The sequence below is a fragment of the Pseudomonas sp. NBRC 111139 genome (assembly GCF_001753955.1).
In the GTDB taxonomy this organism is placed as follows: domain Bacteria; phylum Pseudomonadota; class Gammaproteobacteria; order Pseudomonadales; family Pseudomonadaceae; genus Aquipseudomonas; species Aquipseudomonas alloputida.
This window is the reverse complement of the sequence record NZ_BCBP01000049.1, coordinates 37,522-57,222: the sequence shown is the minus strand read 5'-3', so window position 1 is coordinate 57,222 and position 19,701 is coordinate 37,522. Positions and strand designations below refer to the sequence as shown.

General features: G+C 64.1%; 16 protein-coding genes and 1 pseudogene. 2 read left to right on the top strand and 15 right to left on the bottom strand.

All coding sequences use genetic code 11. From position 1 onward, the window contains the following. The first annotated feature begins 102 nt into the window (after positions 1 to 102). Positions 103 to 726 (top strand): LysE family translocator, encoded by a 624-nt coding sequence (locus BJQ17_RS19775; RefSeq protein WP_003248288.1) that lies wholly within the window; start codon positions 103 to 105, stop codon positions 724 to 726. On the opposite strand, the gene BJQ17_RS19770 is transcribed toward BJQ17_RS19775, so the two are convergent. From BJQ17_RS19770 to BJQ17_RS19700, 15 genes are all read right to left on the bottom strand, one after another. Further along, the gene (locus BJQ17_RS19770) at positions 723 to 3,197 is read right to left on the bottom strand and encodes an autotransporter outer membrane beta-barrel domain-containing protein (protein ID WP_070096529.1); all 2,475 of its coding nucleotides are present in this window, start codon (positions 3,195 to 3,197) and stop codon (positions 723 to 725) included. The genes BJQ17_RS19775 and BJQ17_RS19770 overlap by 4 nt on opposite strands. 112 nt (positions 3,198 to 3,309) lie before the next feature. After that, positions 3,310 to 3,585, bottom strand: a complete 276-nt coding sequence (locus BJQ17_RS19765; RefSeq protein WP_004576651.1) for a peptidylprolyl isomerase — start codon at positions 3,583 to 3,585, stop codon at positions 3,310 to 3,312. 87 nt (positions 3,586 to 3,672) lie between these two features. Next, positions 3,673 to 5,625, bottom strand: a complete 1,953-nt coding sequence (locus BJQ17_RS19760; RefSeq protein WP_070096528.1) for an acetoacetate--CoA ligase — start codon at positions 5,623 to 5,625, stop codon at positions 3,673 to 3,675. A gap of 92 nt (positions 5,626 to 5,717) precedes the next feature. Continuing rightward, positions 5,718 to 6,197 carry a serine protease inhibitor ecotin gene (gene eco, locus BJQ17_RS19755; protein WP_033725262.1) on the bottom strand — a complete coding sequence of 160 codons (480 nt, stop codon included), beginning with the start codon at positions 6,195 to 6,197 and terminating at the stop codon, positions 5,718 to 5,720. 55 nt (positions 6,198 to 6,252) lie between these two features. Beyond that, a complete protein-coding gene (hbdH, locus tag BJQ17_RS19750; RefSeq protein ID WP_060544984.1) occupies positions 6,253 to 7,023 on the bottom strand; it encodes a 3-hydroxybutyrate dehydrogenase in 771 nt (256 codons plus the stop codon). 10 nt (positions 7,024 to 7,033) lie between these two features. Further along, positions 7,034 to 8,425 (bottom strand): GntP family permease, encoded by a 1,392-nt coding sequence (locus tag BJQ17_RS19745; RefSeq protein WP_004576648.1) that lies wholly within the window; start codon positions 8,423 to 8,425, stop codon positions 7,034 to 7,036. 225 nt (positions 8,426 to 8,650) lie between these two features. Continuing rightward, entirely contained in the window at positions 8,651 to 10,033 is a 1,383-nt protein-coding gene (locus BJQ17_RS19740; protein ID WP_070096527.1) for a sigma-54-dependent Fis family transcriptional regulator, read from the bottom strand. 59 nt (positions 10,034 to 10,092) lie between these two features. After that, positions 10,093 to 11,109, bottom strand: a complete 1,017-nt coding sequence (locus BJQ17_RS19735) for an ABC transporter permease (RefSeq protein ID WP_070096526.1) — start codon at positions 11,107 to 11,109, stop codon at positions 10,093 to 10,095. Then, positions 11,109 to 12,167 (bottom strand): microcin C ABC transporter permease YejB, encoded by a 1,059-nt coding sequence (locus BJQ17_RS19730; protein ID WP_003248306.1) that lies wholly within the window; start codon positions 12,165 to 12,167, stop codon positions 11,109 to 11,111. The genes BJQ17_RS19735 and BJQ17_RS19730 overlap by 1 nt, the downstream gene beginning before the upstream one ends. Then, positions 12,164 to 13,963 carry an extracellular solute-binding protein gene (locus BJQ17_RS19725; RefSeq protein ID WP_070096525.1) on the bottom strand — a complete coding sequence of 600 codons (1,800 nt, stop codon included), beginning with the start codon at positions 13,961 to 13,963 and terminating at the stop codon, positions 12,164 to 12,166. The genes BJQ17_RS19730 and BJQ17_RS19725 overlap by 4 nt, the downstream gene beginning before the upstream one ends. A 142-nt stretch (positions 13,964 to 14,105) precedes the next feature. Further along, entirely contained in the window at positions 14,106 to 14,387 is a 282-nt protein-coding gene (locus BJQ17_RS19720; protein ID WP_003248318.1) for a peptidylprolyl isomerase, read from the bottom strand. An 80-nt stretch (positions 14,388 to 14,467) separates the two neighbouring features. Beyond that, complete coding sequence (locus BJQ17_RS19715; RefSeq protein WP_003248320.1) at positions 14,468 to 15,529, bottom strand: 3-deoxy-7-phosphoheptulonate synthase; 1,062 nt, start codon at positions 15,527 to 15,529, stop codon at positions 14,468 to 14,470. A 554-nt stretch (positions 15,530 to 16,083) separates the two neighbouring features. Beyond that, positions 16,084 to 16,635, bottom strand: a complete 552-nt coding sequence (locus BJQ17_RS19710; protein ID WP_070096524.1) for a YbhB/YbcL family Raf kinase inhibitor-like protein — start codon at positions 16,633 to 16,635, stop codon at positions 16,084 to 16,086. 49 nt (positions 16,636 to 16,684) lie between these two features. Then, positions 16,685 to 16,993: a hypothetical protein gene (locus tag BJQ17_RS19705; RefSeq protein ID WP_003248325.1), complete on the bottom strand. Its 309-nt coding sequence runs from the start codon at positions 16,991 to 16,993 to the stop codon at positions 16,685 to 16,687. Between the two features lie 81 nt (positions 16,994 to 17,074). Next, positions 17,075 to 18,373: an MFS transporter gene (locus tag BJQ17_RS19700; protein WP_003248327.1), complete on the bottom strand. Its 1,299-nt coding sequence runs from the start codon at positions 18,371 to 18,373 to the stop codon at positions 17,075 to 17,077. 427 nt (positions 18,374 to 18,800) lie between these two features. Here BJQ17_RS19700 and BJQ17_RS19695 point away from each other — a divergent pair. Beyond that, positions 18,801 to 19,675: pseudogene (locus BJQ17_RS19695) on the top strand (AEC family transporter). The last annotated feature ends 26 nt before the right edge of the window (positions 19,676 to 19,701 follow it).

The window sequence follows — 19,701 nt, the reverse complement described above, 5'->3', positions numbered from 1 at the left end:
AACAGGTGCCGCGCACCCGTACAGTTTTTATCGCTGGCTGTTACTTGACCGCAGGGCCCGGAACGCGCCGAAATAGAGGGCTGTTGTCAGAGGAAAACGAGAATGGACCTTTCAAGCCTGCTGCTTTTCATCCCTGCCTGCTTTGCCTTGAACATGGCGCCAGGGCCCAACAACCTGTTGTCACTGCACAACGCCAGCCGTTACGGCCTGCGCACCGCCTGTGTGGCCGGCGCCGGCCGTATCCTTGCCTTCTGCGGCATGATCGCCCTGGCAGCGATGGGCCTGGCAGTGGTGTTGCATACCAGCGAATACCTGTTCCTGGCCATCAAGGTGGTGGGCGCGGCCTACCTGTTCTACATCGCCTGGCAACTGTGGCGCGCACCTGTGAGCGAGGCCGTGGTGGCAAGCGATCACCCAGGCGGCACTTGGCGCCTGGCGCGCCAGGAGTTCTGGGTGGCGGCCGGCAACCCCAAGGCCATCCTGATCTTCACCGCCTTCCTGCCGCAGTTCGTCTCGGTCGGTAGCAGCACCCCGGTGAGTGAGCAGTTCCTTTGGCTGGGTGTGTTGTTCCTGCTGCTGGAATGGGCGGCCATTGCCATCTACTCAGGCCTGGGCGCCTACATGCAGCGCTGGTTCAGCCAGCCCGGCCCACGCCGGATGTTCAACCGGGTCAGCGCTTCCTTGCTGGGTTGCGCGGGCCTCGGTCTGCTGGCTGCGCGCCGCTAGAACTGCCAGCGCACGCCCAGGTTAACGCCGCTGGCTTCCTGCTGGCGGCTGTCCAGGTTGGCGGTGTACTGCACGCCGCCATGCAGGCTCAGCGCTTCGTTGACCTGCGCGACCACACCGCTTTCCAGTTGCACTGAGGTATAGCGGTAATCGGTCTTGATCTTGTCTGCGTCATCGAAGCTCAAGGTGTCGCGCCCACCGTCGCCGTGCCACAGGTTGACCTGCGCATAGGGCTGCAACAGGCGCCCGCTGCTCCCCGTGAACGCACCCTCCAGGCGCAGGCCCAAGCGGCCGGTCAGCTCGACCTGGGCGTCATGACGGATGCGCGAGACGCTGTCGCTGGCGCTGTCCAGCGTGACCTTTTGCGCAATCAGTTGAGCTTGCGGTTCCACGCGCCAGCGCTCGGACAGGGTGATGGGGTAGCCCGATTCCAGTGAAGCTGTCCAGGCGTGGCCGTCGAGGTTCAGCGTGTCGCCACGCTCGGAGCGGGCGCGGCCATCCAGGCGGGTGTATTGCAACACCGCGTCCAGGTACGCGCCCTGTGGCCCGACCAGCGTCCAGTAGGTGCCCACGCTGTCGCCATCGAGTTTCAGGTCGCCCACGCTGCGGTCGTGAACGGCCAGGGCAAACCCTTTGACGTCGGCGTCCAGGCGGCTATGGCTTACGTAGATACCGACATGCTGGCGGTAACCGTTCTCGCCAACCTTGGCATACAGGTCCTGGCCCACCTTGAAACCGTACAGGTCGCCATCCAGGCTCGGGCTGACCGTGCCGCTCCATTGCTGGCGCAGCGTGCCGCCGTAGGCTTGCCCCCAGCTGGCGGGCAGGGCGCTTTCACCCTGCAGTAACAGCTGGTCGCCCTGGCGTTGGTGGAAGGTGCCCAATGCCTGACGGGCGATGATCGCGGCACCCCGTGGCGCGGCGGCATACACCGGGACCTCGGGGCGGTACAGCGGCAGGCTTTGGCCCTGCACCGGCGCCGGCAGCTCGGCCTGGCCGGGCGCTGGCGCAGCGACGGGCGGGGTGACGGCCGGGGCGATCACGGGCGGCTCGCCCGGTGCCGGCACAGGGGCTGGGGCGGGTGGCGCAACCAGCGTCGAGCGCAGGTACCAGCTGTTTTCACTGCCGGCAGTGACGCCCCCTTTGAACAGCCGATAGTCGTAGGCTCCGGCCGATAGCCTTTGGGTCTGTACAAAGGCGGTGGCCGTGCTGGTGGCGCCGTCACGGGCTTCGACCACCTGGATGCCGTTCTGCGCCGTCGCCGCACCTGCGCCGTTGAGGTTGTTGATGAGCACCTGGGTAGAGCCGGCGATGGCGCCGCGGCTGACCACCAGGCGATCGGAAGCAGCGCCATCGCCGGCCAGCACGCTGTTCAGGCGCAGGGTGCCGTTGATGCCGGTGTAATCGCCCTCGATGCGCAAGCGGCCCATGGCATCATTGCCGGCGGTGAGGTCAAGTGTGCCTGCGTTGCTGATTGCGGCGCGCTGGCCTGGGGCAAACGCAGTGATCACCCCTTGGCGTGACGTGATGCGGCTGCTGGCGTCGAGGGCGAGGCTGCCCGTGCTGCTGTTGCTGTCGCCCAGTACCAGCGTGTCATCCAGTGCCAGCCGGCTGCCGTTGTTCAGCGCCACGCGTTCCCAGTTCACATAGTGGGCACCGCCTGCCGGCTGGCTGGCATCGAACGTCAGGCTGTCGTTACCTTCGCCGCCGTCCAACGTGATACTCAGCACCTCGGGCGTAAGGCCTTTGAGCAGTGCCGTGTCATCACCTGGGCCGGCATCCACGCGCCCGACAATACGGCCTCCGTCCCAGGTGAAGCGGTCGTTGCCAGAGCTCAGCAACACATCGCCGCCAACCTGGCCACCGTGTACCAGCACCTGGTCGTCGCCACCGCTGACGCTGATGTTGCCACCGATGTTGCCCTCGAAGACTTCGATGTAGTCCTTGTCGAAGGCCGTGATGACATTCCGGTCGACGCTGCCGCCACGCATGATGAAGGTGTTCTCGTCCAGCCGCATGTTGACGTTGCCGATACGTCCGTCGTCCATTTCGGCATAGTCGCCGCTGTCGAACGTGCCCCTGATCCAGCCGCCGCTCATGTGAAAGGTGTCCAGGCCATCACCCTGGTTGAGGTTGCCTTCGATGACGCCGCCGCTCATGACGAAGTCATCGATGCCGGCGCCCTGGTTGACGTTGCCGCCGATGCTGCCAGAGCCCATGTCGATGCTGTCTTTGCCGGCGCCGAAGGTTACGTCGCCGGTAATGGCGCCGCTACCGGATGCCGGGAATACCAGGCGGTTATCGCCGCTGCTGTCCACCAACGCGGGTGCGGTGCCGCTGTCACAGGTGTAAGTGTCGTTACCCGGGCCGGGTGCGAAGGTGCAATTTGCTTGGGCGGGCGTGACCATGCCCAGCAGCGGGAGCGAACCCAGGGTCAGCATCAGGCGTAGACGCATCAGGAAAACCTCCATTCACCAGGGAAACCTGCGCACCACGCGTGGTGCACAGGGTTACCGGGGTTGTATAGAGGAGTGCGTCACGACCACAACTGGCAAAAATGTCAGGTGGCAAAGGGCTAGCGCGTTAGTCGCGGTAGAACGTTTGCACCAGGTGGTAGCCGAATTTGCTCTTGATCGGCCCGTGTACCACACGCAAAGGCTTCTTGAAGATCACCTGGTCGATGGCGCCGACCATCTGCCCGGGGCGAATTTCGCCCAGGTCACCACCGCGCTTGCCCGATGGGCAAAGAGAGCACTTTTTGGCGAGCACGTCGAAAGCCTCACCGTTGGCGATGCGCTGCTTGAGCTTTTCGGCTTCGTCAGCGGTCTTGACCAGTATGTGGCGGGCTTGGGCTTTCATGGGCTACCTGTGCATCGGGGAAAAAGGCGGCATTATGCCTGATTGAATCCCGTTGAAGCGATCGCGCCCAAATGGCCGCGATGAATGTCAGCTCTTCAGCTCAGCGCGATCGCGAAACTGATCAAGCGCCTCCGGGTTGGCCAGGGCATCGGTGTTCTTCACCGGCCGCCCATGCACCACATCGCGAATCGCCAGTTCCACCAGCTTGCCACTGATGGTGCGCGGTATGTCGCTGACCTGGGCGATCACCGCCGGCACATGGCGGGGCGTGGTGTACTGGCGTATCACCTGGCGGATGTGCTGGCGCAAGGCTTCATCCAGCTGCAGGCCGTCTTGCAGGCGCACGAACAGCACCACCCGCACATCCCCGTTCCAGTCCTGGCCGATGGCCACGCTTTCCACGACCTGTTCGACTTTTTCCACCTGGCGGTAGATCTCCGCCGTGCCAATGCGCACGCCGCCCGGGTTGAGCACGGCGTCGGAGCGACCGTGGATCACCATGCCCCCGCTGGCACGCTGCTCGGCGTAGTCGCCCTGGGCCCACACACCCGGAAACTGGCTGAAGTAGGCATCGTGGTAACGGCGACCGTCCGGGTCGTTCCAGAAACCGAGTGGCATCGAGGGGAAGTTGCGCGTGCACACCAGCTCGCCTTTTTCGTCCACCACGGGCTGACCCTGCTCGTTCCACACCTCCACCGCCATACCCAGGCCCTTGCACTGGATTTCGCCACGACGCACAGGCAGGGTCGGGTTGCCCAGCACGAAGCAGGAGACAATGTCCGTACCGCCCGACATGGACACGAGCCACAGGTCGGCCTTGATCTTGTCGTACACATAGTCATAGCTGTGCGGTGACAGCGGCGAGCCGGTGGACAGCAGCAGCCGCAGGCTGGTCAGGCAGTGGCTGGTGGCAGGTTCCAGGCCTGCCTGCTCAAGCGCCGCCAGGTACTTGGCGCTGGTACCGAAAGCGTGGATACCCTCGGCCTCTATCAGGTCCAGAAGGCGCCCGGGGCCTGGGTGGAACGGCGAGCCGTCGTACAGCACCAGCGTGGCACCCACCGCCAGGCCGCTGGCCAGCCAGTTCCACATCATCCAGCCGCAGGTGGTGTAGTAGAACAGCACGTCATCGGCCTTCAGGTCGTTGTGCAGGCCGTGTTCCTTGAGGTGCTGCAACAGCACGCCTCCGGCGCGATGGACAATGCACTTGGGGACGCCAGTGGTGCCACTGGAATAGAGGATGTACAGCGGGTGGTCGAACGGCAGCGGGGTGAAACGGGGCTCGCCGCCGGGCTGGAAGAAGTCATCCCACAGGCTGACGTTGGCTGCCTGGAATTCGTCGGCACGCGTGCCTTTGCGGGTATGGGGCACCACGATCAGTTGCTCCAGGCCAGGCAACTGCGCACACACCTGGTTGACCTTGGTCACCTGGTCGATGGCCTTGCCAGCATACTCGTAACCGGCGCAGACGATCAGCAGCTTGGGTTCGATCTGGCCGAAGCGGTCGATGATGCCGTGCACGCCAAACTCGGGCGAGGAGGTAGACCAGACCGCGCCAAGGCTGGTGCAGGCGAGCATGGCCACCAGTGTTTGCCAGGTGTTGGGCATGATGGCGGCTACCCGGTCGCCCGGGACGATACCTGCAGCCTTGAATGCCGTTTGCAGCCCGGCCACCTGTGCGGCCAGTTCGGCATGGGTAAACACTTCGCGTTGGCCGTCTTCGCGCACGGCGACCACGGCCGGGCGGTCGTCGCGGCGGCGCAGCAGGTGTTCGGCAAAGTTCAGGGTGGCATTGGCGAACCACTGCGCATCGGGCATTTGCGGCCCTTCGCTGAGCACCTGGTTGGGCGGAGTATGCCAATGAACGTGGAAATACTCGGCCAGGGTTTGCCAGAAGGCGGGGCGCTGTTCGATGCTCCAGCCGTGCAGGGCCTGGTAGTCGTTGAGTTGCAGGTTGTAGCGCAGGTTGACCCGGCGGCGGAAGGCATCCATCCGGCTGGCCTCGATCTGCGTTGTGGACGGGCGCCAGAGCACATCGTTCATGCCGAATCTCCTTTACCGGAACAAAAACAGGCTCAGGGCAGGATCAGCCTTGTGGTGCGAAGAGGCTGACCCTGCAGAGAAAGCGGTCCTGCCTACTCTACTTTAGCCTTCTGCACATCCTGCGATGCCGACCACACGCGGTAACGCACTTCGACATCCTTGGGCACATACACCACCACCGGCAGCTTGCTGTTGTAGCGCAGCAGGAAGCCATCGCCGACCACCGGCACGAAGGCCTCGGTCTTCTTGCTGTCCGGGCAGGCCATCAGCGTGCTGGCCGGGCCGCTGACGTTGTCCAGGCGGTAGTAATCGTAGCCCCAGCCTTCCAGGGTGCGTGCTTCCAGGTTGCCGCCCAGGCGCTGACGATTGCAGTCGACCTGCAGCGTCTTGCCAGCCAGGATTTCCAGTTTATAGGCCGACTCGTCGGCCTGGGCCGGCAGGTGGATAACCTGCCGGGTGAAGCCTTTTTCCGCCTCGGGGTAGGGCGCGATGTCCTTCAGGCTGGCGGCCATCGCAGGTGCGGCGGCGGCCAGGCTCAGGGCCAGAATCGCGGTCATTGGGGTAGGGCGCATAAGGCCTCCTTGCTGATAAACGAATGCGGGACCGTTGCCAGGCCCAGGCCGCCCGTCACTGGGCCAACCAGCCACCGTCGACGTTCCAGGCGGCGCCGCGAACCTGGCTACCGGCCTCGCTGCACAGGAAGAGTACCAGCTCACCGAGGTGTTCGGGGGTGACGAAGGCCAGCGATGGTTGTTTTTCTGCCAGCAGATCGTGCTGCGCTTGCAGCCGATCTCCACCCTGGGCCGCACGATCGTCGATCTGCTTTTGCACCAGCGGTGTCAGCACCCAGCCTGGGCAAATGGCATTGCAGGTGACGTGACTGGTGGCGGTTTCCAGGCCTACCACCTTGGTCAGGCCGACCACACCATGCTTGGCTGCCACGTAGGCTGCCTTGCCCATCGAACCGACCAGGCCATGCACCGAAGCGATATTGATGATGCGCCCCCAGTTGCGCGTGCGCATGCCCGGCAGCGCCAGGCGTGTGCCATGGAATACGGCCGACAGGTTCAGGGCGATGATCTTGTCCCAGCTTTCTGGCGGGAACTGCTCAACCGGTGCCACATGCTGGATACCGGCGTTGTTGACCAGGATGTCGACGCCGCCGAATTCACGTTCGGCCAGGTTGAACAAGGCCTCGATCTGGATCACCTCCGACAGGTCGGCCGGGTGATGCACAACCTTCACCCCGTGCCGGGCCATTTCCGCCATGGCGGGGCCCGGGTCGCCAAAGCCGTTGAGCACGATGTTGGCGCCAGCCCGGGCCAATACCTGGGCGATGCCCAGGCCAATGCCGCTGGTGGAACCGGTGACGAGTGCAGTTTTGCCTTCAAGGGTCATGCCATGCTCCTTAGACGATGCCAGTGGCGTAGAACGTGGCGATCACCACGAACACCGCCAGGGTCTTGATCAGGGTAATACCAAAAATGTCCTTGTAGGCCTCGCGGTGGGTGAGGCCAGTCACCGCCAGCAAGGTGATCACCGCGCCGTTGTGCGGCAGGGTGTCCATGCCGCCGCTGGCCATGGCGGCCACCCGGTGTAGCACTTCCAGCGGGATGTCGGCCGCGTGGGCGGCGGCAATGAAGGTGTCGCCCATGGCCGCCAGGGCGATGCTCATGCCGCCCGAAGCAGAGCCGGTGATGCCGGCCAGCAAGGTCACGGTGATGGCTTCGTTCACCAAGGGGTTGGGGATGCCGCGCAGGGCATCGGCCAGCACCAGAAAACCCGGCAGCGAGGCGATAACCGCGCCAAAGCCGTATTCCGAGGCGGTGTTCATGGCTGCCAGCAAGGCACCACCCACCGCGCTTTTGGTGCCTTCGGCCAGGCGTGTACGAATGGCGCCAAAGGCGCACACCAGGACCATCAGGATGCCCACCAACAACGCGGCCTGCACAGCCCAGATGGCCGTCAGCTTGGCCACGTCGCTTTGTACCGGTGCGCTCATGCCTGGCAATTGCAGGCTGTGACTGGGGCCGTACCATTGTGGTATCCAGTGGGTGAACACCAGGTTCATCACCCCCACCAGTATCAGCGGCGACAGCGCCAGCCAGGGGTTGGGCAGGCTCAGGTCGGCAGCGGTTTCCGGTTCGTTGCGCAAGTCGGTGCCATAACCTTCACCGGCGCGCAGGGCCTTGTTGCGCTGGCGCTGCAGGTAGGCCATGCCGGTAAGGAACACGAACAGCGTGCCGATCAGGCCCAGCCACGGTGCGGCCCAGGCGGTGGTGTTGAAGAAGGTGCTGGGGATGATGTTCTGGATTTGTGGGGTGCCGGGCAGGGCGTCCATGGTGAACGAGAATGCGCCCAGGGCGATGGTGGCCGGGATCAGGCGTTTGGGGATATTGCTCTGACGGAACATTTCGGCGGCGAACGGGTACACCGCGAACACCACCACGAACAGCGAAACACCGCCGTAAGTGAGCAGGGCACAGACCAGTACGATGACCAGCATCGCCTGGCGGGTGCCGAGCAGGCGGATGGCCGCGGCGACGATCGAGCGGGAGAAGCCGGACAGCTCGATCAGCTTGCCGAACACCGCGCCCAGCAGGAATACCGGGAAGTACAGTTTGATGAAACCGACCATTTTCTCCATGAACACCCCCGTGAACGCAGGGGCGACGGCAGCCGGGTCGGTGAGCAGCACAGCGCCGAGGGCGGCGATGGGGGCGAAGAGGATTACGCTGTAACCGCGGTAGGCGGCCAGCATCAGCAAGGCCAAAGCGGCGAGTGCGATGAGCACGGTCATCGGGGTGGGTCTCCTGGGTGAGTCTTGTTTTTATCGTTGAACAGGAGATAGCGGGAATCGTGCCAACTATGTAACTGGCTGATTTGTAAGGGTTAAAGGGTTTTGTTAGAAGTCTATGTCTACCTTCAGAGACGCCAGGGGCTGCGTTACAGCCCATCGCTGGCTTGCCTGTGATAAAGGGCGCACCTCTGGCGGCAATCTCAAATCAGAAACAAAAGTCTCCAATCAGAGACCAAGTGCCGCCATCTTCTTGTACAGCGTCGACCGCCCCAGCCCTAAGGCTGCCGCGGCCTCTGGGACTTTTCCTCCCTGTTCGGCCAGCGCCCCGGCAATCAGGCTGCGTTCAAAGGCCTCGCACGCGTCACGGTAGCGCTGTCGGACGGGCGCTTCAGCCAGCGGGCTCAATGGCCCCAATGCCGCACGCAGGTCCGCCACCCCCAACCGGGGCTGATCCGCCAGCAGGGTCGCGCGCTCCAGCACATTGCGCAGCTCGCGAATGTTCCCCGGCCACGCATGCCTGGCCAGCAGTTGCTGCGCTTCAGCTTCCAGCTCGTACTGGCTGCCCAGCTCAGCCAATATGGCCTCGCACAGCGCGGGCAGGTCCTCAAGCCGTTGTCGCAACGGCGGGACTTCGATCGGCAGCACATTCAGCCGGTAATACAGGTCGGCGCGGAAGGCCCCGCGGGCCATGGCAGCCTGCAGGTCGATGGAGGTGGCGGCAATGATGCGCACATCGCTGCGCAGCATCTGGTTCGATCCTACCGGTTCGTATTCCTTTTCCTGCAACACCCGCAGCAGCTTGCTCTGCAGGGCCAGCGGCATGTCGCCGATCTCGTCGAGGAACAGCGTGCCGCCTTCGGCCAGTTGCAGCTTGCCGCTGCGGCCTTTGCGGTCAGCGCCGGTAAAGGCACCCGGCGCGGTGCCGAAGAATTCGGCTTCCAGCAACGTCTCGGGGATGGCGGCGCTGTTGATGCTGACAAAGGCTTTGTGTGCCCGTGCTGACGCTGCGTGAATGGCGTGGGCCAGCAGCTCCTTGCCGGTGCCGGTTTCGCCCAGCAGCAACACGGGCGAATCACTGCCGGCGCCACGCCGGGCGCGTCGCTTGGCTTCCAGGCTGGGCGCGCTGCTGCCTACGAACTGGGCGAAGCTGTATTTGGCCTGGCGGGCGCGCAGTTGCGAGCGGGTCGAGGCCAGTTCCTGCTGCATGCTGGCGTAGCGCTTGAGCAGCGGCGACAGGCTGCGCAGTTCGTCGAACAGGGCAAAGCCAATGGCACCGATCAGCGCGCCCTGGTCATCGTGGATGGGCAGGCGCATGACCACCAACGGCTCGTTCGGCGTGTCGAGCATGTCCAGCAGGATGGGGCGGCCATTGCTCACCACGTCGCGCATCAGGCTGCCGGGGATCACTGTTTCGCACGGCTGGCCGATGGCACTGGCAGCGTCGGCCAGGCCAAAGCGCCGAGCGTAGCGTTCGTTCATCCAGACGATGCGCGCCTGGCGGTCGACGATCACCGTGCCTTCGCTGGATTGTTCGATGATCTCGAACAGCGAGCGGATTGCCAGTTGCCGTACCTGGGGGTAGTCCTTGAGGCTGTTGCTGTCGTGCATGGGTGAACATCCTGAATCATGTATTGGCACAAGCCCGCGAAAAGGCCTGGCCTGAAAACTCATCGTCGGGGGTCAAACGCCTCACGCAAGGCATCCCCGATAAACACCAGCAGTGACAGGATCACCGCCAGCGCAAAGAACGCGGTAAAGCCCAACCACGGCGCCTCCAGGTGCTGCTTGCCCTGGGTCACCAGCTCGCCCAGCGAGGCGCTGCCCGCTGGCATGCCAAAGCCCAGAAAGTCCAGCGCGGTCAGTGTGGTAATCGCCCCGGTCAGCATGAACGGCACATAGGTCAGCGTGGCATTCATGGCATTGGGCAAGATATGCCGCACCATTACCTGACTGTCCGGTAACCCCAACGCCCGCGCTGCCTTTACATACTCCAGGTTGCGCCCACGCAGGAACTCGGCGCGCACGACGTCGACCAGGGTCAGCCAGGAGAACAGCGCCATGATCCCCAGCAGCCACCAGAAATCCGGTTCGACGAAACCGCTGAGGATGATCAACAGATACAACACGGGCAACCCCGACCATACCTCCAGCAAGCGCTGGCCGAGCAGGTCGACCCAGCCCCCGTGGTAGCCTTGCAGGGCGCCTGCCGCCACGCCAATGAGCACACTGACCACGGTCAGGGCAAAGGCGAACAGCAGCGATACCCGCGTGCCATAAAGCACCCGCGCCAGCACGTCACGGCCTTGGTCGTCGGTGCCTAGCCAGTTGCTGGCGCTGGGCGGGCTGGGGGTGGGCACCTGCAGGTCGTAATTAGGTGTGTCGGCACTGAACGGGATAGGTGCGAACAGCATCCAGCCACCCTGTTCAGCGATCAGTTGGCGCACATAGGCGCTGCGGTAGTCGGGCTGAAACGGCAGTTGCCCGCCGAACTGCTGCTCGGTGTAGCGTTTGAGCGCCGGAACGTACAGCTCGCCCTTGTAGCCCAGCAGCAGTGGCTTGTCGTTGGCCACCAGTTCGGCGCAAAGGCTCAGCAACAGAAGGCCGGCAAACAACCACAGCGACACCCAGCCCAGGCGGTGGCGGCGAAAACGTTGCAGGCGACGGCGCGACAGGGGCGATAGCATCAGTGCGCCCTCGTATCAAAGTCGATGCGCGGGTCGAGCAGGGTGTAAGACAGGTCACCGAGCAGGCGAATCAGCAGGCCCGCCAGGGTGAAGATGAACAGCGTGCCGAACACCACCGGGTAATCCCGCGATACGGCGGCCTCATAACTCATGCGGCCCAGGCCATCGAGCGAGAAGATCACCTCGATCAGCAACGAGCCGGCAAAAAACACCGTGATCAGCGCCTGTGGCAGCCCGGCCACCACCAGCAGCATGGCGTTGCGCAACACGTGGCCATACAGCACGCGGCGTTCGCTGAGGCCCTTGGCCCGGGCAGTGACCACGTATTGGCGGGAAACCTCGTCGAGGAAGGCATTCTTGGTCAGCAACGTGAGGGTGGCGAACCCACCGATCACCAGGGCCGCGACCGGCAGCACCAGGTGCCAGAAGTAGTCGGCGACCTTGCCCAGCAGGCTGAGCTCGTCGAAATTGTCCGAGACCAGGCCGCGCACCGGGAACCAGTTGAGCGAAGTGCCGCCGGCAAACAGGACGATCAGCAGCAATGCGAACAGGAACGAAGGCAGGGCGTAACCGATCACGATCAACGCGCTGCTCCAGGCATCGAAGCGGCTGCCGTGGCGCATCGCCTTGCGGATGCCCAGCGGAATCGACACCAGGTAGGTGATCAGCGTGGCCCAGAAGCCCAGCGACAGGGTGACCGGCAACTTGTCGAGAATCAGGTCGGTGACTTTGGCGCCGCGGAAGAAGCTGTTGCCAAAGTCCAGCCGGGCATATTGGCCGAGCATCAACCAAAGCCGCTCGGGGGCGGATTTGTCGAAGCCATACTGGCGCTTGATCTCTTCGATCAGTTTCGGGTCCAGGCCGCGTGTGGCCCGGGATTCGCCATGGACCACTTCAGTTCGCGCGCCGGGTGCGCCGCCACCGATGCCCTGCAGGCGCGCCACGGCCTGCTCCACCGGCCCACCCGGCGCGGCCTGGACGATGGCGAAATTGACCAGCAGGATTGCCAGCAGCGTCGGGATGATCAGCAACAGACGGCGCAGGATATAAGCGGTCATGGCGAGGCCTTCTGGCGTTCGGCCATCTGCGCGTTGGTCAGCGGGGTAGGGCTGACCTCCCACCAGGTGTCCAGGCCCTCGTCATAGGTGGCCTGGACCTTGGGCAGGCCGAAGCGGTTCCACCAGGCGGTGGAGCTGCCCGGCGGGTAGTAGTTGGGGATCCAGTAATAATTCCATTGCAGCACGCGGTCCAGGGCATGGGCGTGGCGCAGCATGTCGGCCTGGGTGTCGGCGCGGACCAGGCCGTCGATCAGGTGGTCTACGGCCGGGTCCTGCAAAACCATCAGGTTGTTCGAGCCGGGGTCGTGAGCGGCCGCCGAGCCAAAGTAGTTGTACAACTCGGCGCCCGGCGACAGGGTGACCGGGTAGCCGGTGACGATCATGTCGTAATCGCGCGCCATCAGCCGGTTGACGTACTGGGCCGAGTCGACATTGCGGATGTTCAGGCTCACGCCGATCTGGGCCAGGTTGCGCTTCCACGGCAGCAGCAGGCGTTCAAGGCCCGCCTGGCCATTGAGGAACGTGAACGCCAGCGGCGTGCCCTGGCTATTGACCAGGCGGTCGCCTTCGGGGTGCCAGCCGGCTTGTTCGAGCAGGGCCAGGGCCTGCAACTGCTGTTGACGGACGATCCCCGAGCCGTCGGTGACCGGGGCGGTGAACACCGTGGTGAACACTTCATCTGGCACTTGGCCGCGCAAGGAGCCGAGCAGCTTCAACTCGCCCGCATCCGGCAACTGGCGAGCGGCCAACGGCGTATTGGAGAACACGCTTTGCTGGCGGATGTACAGGTTGCGCATCATCTGCCGGTTGCTCCACTCGAAGTCCCATAACATACCCAGCGCCTGCCGCACACGGCGGTCCTTGAACTGCGGCTGGTCGAGGTTGAACACGAAACCCTGAGCCACTTGCGGTTTGGCCGGGCCCAGGTGGGCGCGCTGCAGGCGGCCGTCGTCCAGTTGCGCACCGTTGTAGCCCAAGGTGTAGGCCGTGGCGGAGAACTCACGGTTGTAGTCGTAGCCACCGCCTTTGAGTACCTGGCGCGCCACTTCGGTGTCGCCGAAGTACTCGATGCGCAGCTTGTCGAAATTGTAGCGGCCACGGCTGGCCGGCAGGTCACGCGCCCACCATGTCGGGTCGCGTTCGAAGGTGATGCTGCGGCCGTTGTCGATGCGCCCGATGCGGTATGGCCCGCTGCCAACCGGCTTGTCGAAGCCGGCACCGTTGGCAAAATCGCGCTGCTGCCAGTCGTGCTCGGGCATTACCGGCAGGCTGGCGAGGTCCAGCGCCAGGGTGCGGCCGTGCTCGGGCTTCAAGTCGAATCGCACGCTGTGCAGGCTTTCTACGGTCACGCGGGCCACGTCGGCGAACTGGGTCCGGTACTTCAGGCTGCCCTTGCTCATCAGCAGTTCGAAGGTGAAACGTACGTCTTCGGCGCGCACCGGCCTGCCATCGGCGAAGGTGGCGCGTGGGTCGATGTCGAAACGCAGCCACTCATCATTGGGGCCGCGCTCCATGCGCCGGGCGATCAGGCCGTAAACGGTATAGGGTTCATCGTAAGAGCGTACCGCCAGTGGCGCGTACAACAGACCATCGACTTCGCTGACACCGATGCCTTTGTCGATGTAGGGGAGGATATGGTCGAACTGGCCGATCTCGATGGCCGAACGGCGCAAGATGCCGCCCTTGGGGGCGTCGGGGTTTACATAGTCGAAATGCCGGAAGCTGGCGGCGTAGCGGGGGGCTTCGCCGTAGACCGTGAGGGCGTGGGTGGGAGCGGCCTGGACCGTAAAGCCCATGCACGAAAATACAAGCCCCCACAATACTTGTGGGAGCGGCTTTACCCGCGAATGCGTCGGAGCAGGCAACGAGGTTGTCTGGTCTGGCCTCTTCGCGGGTAAACCCGCTCCCACAGGGGGGCTGATCACCGGGAGGGGTGAATCAGTCCTGGCGGCTGGTCACTTCCAGCAGGTGGTAGCCGAACTGGGTCTTCACCGGGCCTTGCACAGTGTTGACTGGGGCGCTGAAGACCACGGTGTCGAATTCCTTGACCATCTGGCCTGGGCCGAACGAGCCCAGGTCACCGCCCTGACGGCTGGACGGGCAGGTGGAGTTGGCTTTGGCGATTTCAGCGAAGTCGGCGCCTGCTTCGATCTGGGCTTTGAGTTCGTTGCACTTGTCTTCGCTGCTGACCAGAATGTGGCGGGCGGTTGCACGGGCCATGGGTACTGCTCCTTGGGGGTAAAAAGGCAAGCCTAGCGCACTTGTCCGGGGTATGTCTCGCCAGGCTTACAACCTTCGGCCTACAGTTTTTGTGCCGCCTCACGCAACAGGGTTTCGGTCGAGGCCCAGCCCAGGCAGCCGTCGGTAATCGACACACCGTATTTCAGCGTGCCTTTGCCCAGCGCCTGGCAGCCATCGAACAAGTGCCCTTCGATCATGACGCCGACCAACGAACGGTCGCCGGCCAGGCGCTGTTCCAGCACATCATTGAAGACCGCTGGCTGGCGCGCCGGGTCCTTGCCGCTGTTGGCGTGGCTGCAATCGACCATGATCCGTGCCTGCAGACCGGCCTTGGCCAACGCCTGGCGGGCCATGGCGATGCTGTTGGCATCGTGGTTCGGGCCTTTGTGGCCGCCACGCAGTACAAGGTGTGTGTCCGGGTTGCCCAAGGTCTCGATGATCGCCGGGTGGCCCTGTGCATCCATACCGAAGTGGCGGTGTGGGTGGGCCGCGCTGCGCATGGCGTCGCTGGCGATGGCGATGCCGCCGTCCGTACCGTTCTTGAAGCCGACCGGCAGCTCCAGGCCACTGACCATTTCGCGGTGGATTTGCGATTCGGTGGTGCGTGCGCCGATCGCGGCCCAGGCCAACAGGTCGTCGAAGTAGCCGGCGGCCATCGGTTGCAGCAACTCGGTAGCAATTGGCAGGCCGCGTTCGATCATGTTCAGCATCAGCCCGCGGGACAAGGCGATACCCGAGTGCATGTCGTCACTGCCATCGAGGTGCGGGTCGTAGGCCAGGCCTTTCCAGCCTACTGTAGTACGCGGTTTTTCGACGTAGGCGCGCATCACCAGCAGCAGCTTGTCGTTGACTTCGCGGCCAAGGGCGGCCAGGCGGTCGGCGTATTCCAGGGCCGAGCGCGGGTCATGAATCGAGCAGGGGCCGACGATGACCAGCAGGCGCGGGTCGCGGCCTTCGAGGATGTTGCGGATGGCCTGGCGATGGGCCTGGACTTGCTGGGCCAGTTCGCTGGGCAGTGGCATCTGTTGCTTGAGCAGGTGCGGGCTGGGCAGGCGTTTGCTGACAGTGGTGTTGGCCGCTTGCGGCTGGGTCAGGGGCAGGGCGAGGCTGGAAGCGTGCATGGCGTTTTTCCCTGGGCGGACAGCGGGTTCAAGCCCGCATGGTCGGCCCTATCGAGGTGTTCGACAGATCGTTGAATTCGTATTGGCTGCTGCATTGCCACCTGTAGAAGACCGATCGGAGGCGGCAGGCTGGCCCGAACGGGATTGGCTAAATCGCCAGGCGGAGGTGTTTGCGTAGTAATAAGTGGCGTAGTTCATGAATCTGTCCTCAAGGTGAATCGGTGTTGGTCAAAGGCCTGAAAAGCAAAACCCCCGGTCGGGAGGCCGACCGGGGGTTTGAGTATTCTCATGTTCGGCGGCCCCTCGAAGGTGGGCGCCGGGTGGGTATCGGCGCCTAGTGGCTAAACCAATACCCAAAGTAATAGCTGGCAGGTGCCACGCAGCCGGCAACGGCCAGCACAGGGCGCAGGCTGCGACCGGTGTGGTTGGCGGGGTTGCGGGTGTGTTTCGGCATGTTGCTCTCCAGTGAATGAGCCCGAGCTTACTTCAGTTCGTGCGGGCCATTCAATGGATAAATGCTATAGGGTCGATCATTTATTTTTGTACTGACTGGTTCAATGGCCGTAGCGCCCGACCAGACTCTGCGCCCCCAGGGCGTGGCCTTGCAGCAGTTGCAGCAGGCCGCTGCGGTCCAGCCCCTCGGGCAAGGTACCCAAGGGCAGGTCGGTGGCAATCAGAGTCAGGGCGTAATGATGGGGGTTGTCGCCGGCGGGTGGACAGGGGCCGCGGTAGCTCTGGGTGCCACGGGAGTTGCGGCCCACTGTCACGTAGGGCCCGCTCAACCCCGCCATGCCTTCCTGGAGCCCATCCTGTTCGGGATCGATGTTGTAGGCCACCCAGTGCACCACACCCACGCCCTTGCCACCGTCCGGGTCGAACATGATCAGGGCCAGTGATCGCGTACCTGCGGGCAGGTTGTCCCAGCTCAGTTGCGGGGTTCGCTCTTCACCGGCCCCACATGCTGGGTCCTGGCCGACCTGTTGCAGGGCAATGACGCCGCCATCGGTGAAAGACGAGGAACTGACCGACATCGCGCCTTGGCCGCCCGCGGCGGCTAACGCTGTGCAGGGCAGCAACGCAGCGAACAGCCAGTGTCTGAGGTGCATGGTCAATCCTTGGCAGGGCGTCAAGGGCTTAGTCTAGTCCAGGTCTGCCTCAGCGGCTGTCCTGGTCCTCGGCAGTGCCTCCGCTGGCTCCGGCACCAGAGCCGGTGGCTTCGCCGGTGCTGTTGGAGCCGCCAGAGGCACCGTCGGCGGCATCGGCGTTGCTGCCGGTGTCACTGCTGTCGTTACCTTTGCTGCTACCGGGGCTGTTGACGCTGCTGCCTTCACCGGCAGTCTTGCCGCCGGACTGGTCAGTTTGCGGATGGCTGTCGGTATGGGTGTCGGTGGCGGCGAAGGCAGCGCCGGTGAGGCTGGTCAGGGCCAGCGCCAGGCACAGGGACAGCGGGCGAATGCGGATCATGGGACTTCTCCTTTGTGCAAGATCTGTCATTCGTTTGGCTGGCAGCGGCTGGCGGGGTGCCTTCTGGGCGACGAGTGGCAATCAACAAGATTCCGAGCGCTGTGCGGGTGCCGGGGTTTCGACCGGCTCCAGCGGCGGATGCTCCTGCGCCGCATGCATCAGGTCTTCGGTCACCCGCAACTCGGCACCGGTTGGCGAGAAGGTGGTCGAAGCGGTGAACGGCGCCGGGTGCTCTGCCGCCGGGCGCTTGCCGCGGCGCCACATGAAGAAGCACACCATGGCCAGGTTGACCACGGCAAACGCCCAGAACAGCCCAGCCTCGCCAAACTCGGTCATCATCGGCGAAATGGCCACCGGTGCCATGGCCGAGCCCAGCGAGTTGATCAGCAGCAGGCCCTGGATCATCGGCACCAGCGCATCGGACGGCGCGCGGTCGGCCGCATGGCTGACCGCCACCGGGTACAGGGTGAACACGCCACCACCCAGCAGGAACAGCATGGCCGGCAGCAGGAACGAGTCCGATGGCAGGAACACCGTTACAAGCGACAGGACAACGCACAACGCGGCCAGCGCGAGCAGCACATCGAGGCGGTCCTTGCGGTCGGACCAGCGCCCGACCGGGTATTGCAGCAGCATCGCGCCAAGGATCACCCAAGCCATCATGTTGCCGACCTCACCCACCTCCAGGCCGATGCGCTGCAAGTACAGTGGCAGCAGGGCATAGATGCCGGCAATCGCTACGCCCGAACCGAAGCAGCCGACCAGGCCCGACGGTGCCACGCCCAGCAACTGGCGGGGTTTGAGGGGTTCGACCTGGTCCAGCAGCGGCGACACCCGCGGCAGGATCACGATCGGCAACACCGACAGGGCGGCCAGCACGCCGGCCAGCATGAACGGGGCGGTATCGCCTAGCTGGGTGATTTCGCCAAGGCCGGCCTGGGCGATTACCCCGGCGCCGTAGAAGGCGATCATGTACAGCGCCAGCAGGCGGCCGCGGATTTTCGCGTCGCCGGCCAGCAGCAGCCAGCTTTCGATCACCAGGAACACGCCCACTGCGGCCCAGCCGTTGATAAGGCGTAGCACCGACCACCAGGTGACCTCGTAGAACAACCCTTGCAGCAGGATGGTCACGGCGATCAGCGAGGCGAAGCTGGTGTAGGCGCGGATGTGGCCGATGCGCAGGATCAGCCGGTCGTTGAAGATGGCGCCGAGGGTCAGGCCGATGAAGTAGGTCGACGAGACGATACCAATGGTGGTTGCAGACTCACCGGCGGCGCCCAGGCGCAGGGTGGTCAGGGAAGACATGAAGCCGTTGCCCAGGGCAATGATGAACAGCCCGAGCAGGGGCGCCAGCGCCATGGCCAGCAAACGCGGAGACATACGTACCTCTAGTTGGATGAGCGGAATGAGCACCTTCTCGGCGCGCACACCGGCTCGACCCGGCAAGGGGCGAGTGGCGACACGGATGCGACCTGGGCAAGACTCAACCGCTGGGCGTTATGGGAGATGGGCCGGGCGGGGAGGGTTGAGCCTACTTCACATGTGCGTTCATGTGTTCAGGCGCTGACTCTGTCATTGCTACTGGTTGCCACCGTTCAAGGCGACGGGCGAAAAGGAAGCGGGATTCTACGGGCTTGGACGCTTTTGCCCAAGGGGCCTGGGTGTGCGACGAGACGCCGCAGTCTCAGCGCGACATGAACATGTCTTCCACAGACATTTTCGATGGCGGCGCCTGCGTGCGGTGAGATCGGCCCGGTACTCTCACTGAGTGCGGCATAATGCTGAACCCCACCAAGGAAGGCCCCCCATGTTCGCGTCGCTGTTCGCAGTCCTGGCCCCGGTTTTCATCGTCGCCGGCATTGGTTTTGCCTGGGCCCGCAAGGGCCTGGATTACCCCACTGATTTCATCGCCCGGGTGGTGATGACCGTCGGCACACCTTCGCTGGTACTGTCCACCCTCAGTCGTACCGACCTGGACCCGAATGCCTTTACCAGCATGGCCGTGGCCTGCTTGCTGTGCACCTTGGGATGGCCTTGGCCGCTTTGCTGGTGTGTCGCGCGTCGGGCATGCACTGGCGGGTACTGCTGCCGGCATTCATGTTCCCCAACACCGGCAACATGGGCCTGCCGATCAGTCTGTATGCCTTCGGTGAGCATGGCCTGGCCCTGGCCGTGGCATTTTTCCTGACCCTGTCGATCGTGCAGTTCACCATCGGCATGGCCATCTCCGGCACGGCGGCTTCGCTCAAGGCGTTGCTGCGCAACCCTATCATCATCAGCCTGGTCGGCGGCATGCCCATCATTTTTCTCGATTTCGAACTGCCGCGTTGGCTGGCCAATACCGCAGACCTGCTGGGCGGCATGACCATTCCGCTCATGCTGCTGACCCTGGGGGTGTCACTGGCCAGCATTCGCCTGCGTCACGTGGGCAGCGGCATGCTGCTGGGCGGTTTGCGCATTGGCCTGGGGGCTGCGGTGGGCTGGGCAGTGGGCGCGGTACTGGGTATGGACAGCCTGGAGCGTGCGGTGCTGATGGTGCAGTCGGCGATGCCGGTAGCCGTGTTCAACTACCTGATGGCGGTGCGGGCCAACCGTGAGCCAGAGCAGGTGGCGAACCTGGTGATGTGTTCTACGGTGCTGTCGTTTGCCTGGTTGCCGGTGGTGCTGGCTTGGTGGATGTAAGCGATAGGCAACGACAGCAATTTCCG

Excerpts from the sequence above, each read along its gene's own strand:
- BJQ17_RS19775 (WP_003248288.1), top strand. The coding sequence starts at position 103 with ATGGACCTTTCAAGCCTGCTGCTTTTCATCCCTGCCTGCTTTGCCTTG.
- BJQ17_RS19720 (WP_003248318.1), bottom strand. The coding sequence starts at position 14,387 with ATGGCCCGTGCAACCGCCCGCCACATTCTGGTCAGCAGCGAAGACAAG.
- BJQ17_RS19765 (WP_004576651.1), bottom strand. The coding sequence starts at position 3,585 with ATGAAAGCCCAAGCCCGCCACATACTGGTCAAGACCGCTGACGAAGCC.
- BJQ17_RS19760 (WP_070096528.1), bottom strand. The coding sequence starts at position 5,625 with ATGAACGATGTGCTCTGGCGCCCGTCCACAACGCAGATCGAGGCCAGC.
- BJQ17_RS19725 (WP_070096525.1), bottom strand. The coding sequence starts at position 13,963 with ATGGGCTTTACGGTCCAGGCCGCTCCCACCCACGCCCTCACGGTCTAC.
- BJQ17_RS19715 (WP_003248320.1), bottom strand. The coding sequence starts at position 15,529 with ATGCACGCTTCCAGCCTCGCCCTGCCCCTGACCCAGCCGCAAGCGGCC.
- BJQ17_RS19770 (WP_070096529.1), bottom strand. The coding sequence starts at position 3,197 with ATGGAGGTTTTCCTGATGCGTCTACGCCTGATGCTGACCCTGGGTTCG.
- eco (WP_033725262.1), bottom strand. The coding sequence starts at position 6,197 with ATGCGCCCTACCCCAATGACCGCGATTCTGGCCCTGAGCCTGGCCGCC.
- BJQ17_RS19745 (WP_004576648.1), bottom strand. The coding sequence starts at position 8,425 with ATGACCGTGCTCATCGCACTCGCCGCTTTGGCCTTGCTGATGCTGGCC.
- BJQ17_RS19710 (WP_070096524.1), bottom strand. The coding sequence starts at position 16,635 with ATGCACCTCAGACACTGGCTGTTCGCTGCGTTGCTGCCCTGCACAGCG.
- BJQ17_RS19730 (WP_003248306.1), bottom strand. The coding sequence starts at position 12,167 with ATGACCGCTTATATCCTGCGCCGTCTGTTGCTGATCATCCCGACGCTG.
- BJQ17_RS19705 (WP_003248325.1), bottom strand. The coding sequence starts at position 16,993 with ATGATCCGCATTCGCCCGCTGTCCCTGTGCCTGGCGCTGGCCCTGACC.
- hbdH (WP_060544984.1), bottom strand. The coding sequence starts at position 7,023 with ATGACCCTTGAAGGCAAAACTGCACTCGTCACCGGTTCCACCAGCGGC.
- BJQ17_RS19735 (WP_070096526.1), bottom strand. The coding sequence starts at position 11,109 with ATGCTATCGCCCCTGTCGCGCCGTCGCCTGCAACGTTTTCGCCGCCAC.
- BJQ17_RS19700 (WP_003248327.1), bottom strand. The coding sequence starts at position 18,373 with ATGTCTCCGCGTTTGCTGGCCATGGCGCTGGCGCCCCTGCTCGGGCTG.
- BJQ17_RS19740 (WP_070096527.1), bottom strand. The coding sequence starts at position 10,033 with ATGCACGACAGCAACAGCCTCAAGGACTACCCCCAGGTACGGCAACTG.